1 protein-coding gene is annotated in these 251 nt (G+C 70.9%); it reads left to right on the top strand.

Going from position 1 to position 251, the window contains the following annotated elements; all coding sequences use genetic code 11:
* On the top strand, nt 1–251 hold a 251-nt coding region (locus CVH10_RS26250; RefSeq protein WP_181244714.1), incomplete at both ends, for a hypothetical protein.

The following is a 251-nucleotide window of genomic DNA, read 5'->3' as shown; positions in this document are numbered from 1 at the left end:
CCGGACAGGCGGGCTGGAACGGCGTCTCGCTGCCGCTGCCGCCGCGCGCGCTCGATGGCAAGCCGCATCGCCTCGGCATCCAGGCGGGCAAGATGACGCTCGAATTCGGCACCTGGAGCAGCCAGCCGCGCTACAACATCGACACCCTGGCGCCGGACAATTTCCGGGGCTGGTACTTCGACCCCACGACGGCCGATGCGCCGACGACGCTGCGCATCGTCCGGGGCGGCGCGACGCTGTCGGAGCTCAAG

It is taken from the genome of Halomonas sp. ND22Bw, from assembly GCF_003011945.1.
Lineage (GTDB): Bacteria > Pseudomonadota > Gammaproteobacteria > Pseudomonadales > Halomonadaceae > Halomonas > Halomonas halophila.
The sequence above is the reverse complement of the archived record's forward strand: the minus strand, read 5'-3'. Positions and strand labels throughout refer to the sequence as shown.